The sequence below is a fragment of the Tepidibacillus infernus genome (assembly GCF_048898065.1).
In the GTDB taxonomy this organism is placed as follows: domain Bacteria; phylum Bacillota; class Bacilli; order Tepidibacillales; family Tepidibacillaceae; genus Tepidibacillus_B; species Tepidibacillus_B infernus.
Genome location: NZ_JBLWFI010000060.1, coordinates 1 through 255, shown reverse-complemented (window position 1 = coordinate 255; position 255 = coordinate 1). Strand labels below are relative to the sequence as shown.

At 42.7% G+C, this 255-nt stretch carries 1 pseudogene; it reads left to right on the top strand.

Annotated features, from left to right (window positions below):
• Positions 1–255: pseudogene (locus tag TEPIDINF_RS15000) on the top strand (RNA-guided endonuclease TnpB family protein); the annotation flags it as partial.

The window sequence follows — 255 nt, the reverse complement described above, 5'->3', positions numbered from 1 at the left end:
AAAAATTCCCGACTCCTGCCAAGTACAAAAAGGAGTTTGCATGGCTCAAAGAAGTCGATAGCCTTGCGTTGGCAAACGCTCAACTGAATTTGCAGAAGGCATACCAAAACTTCTTCTCTGGTCGTGCCGAATTTCCTAAGTTCAAAAGCCGCAAGGCGAGACAGTCCTACACAACCAACGTGGTCAACGGAAACATTATGCTTTTGGATGGCTATATCAAATTACCGAAACTGAAACTTGTAAAAATGAAACAAC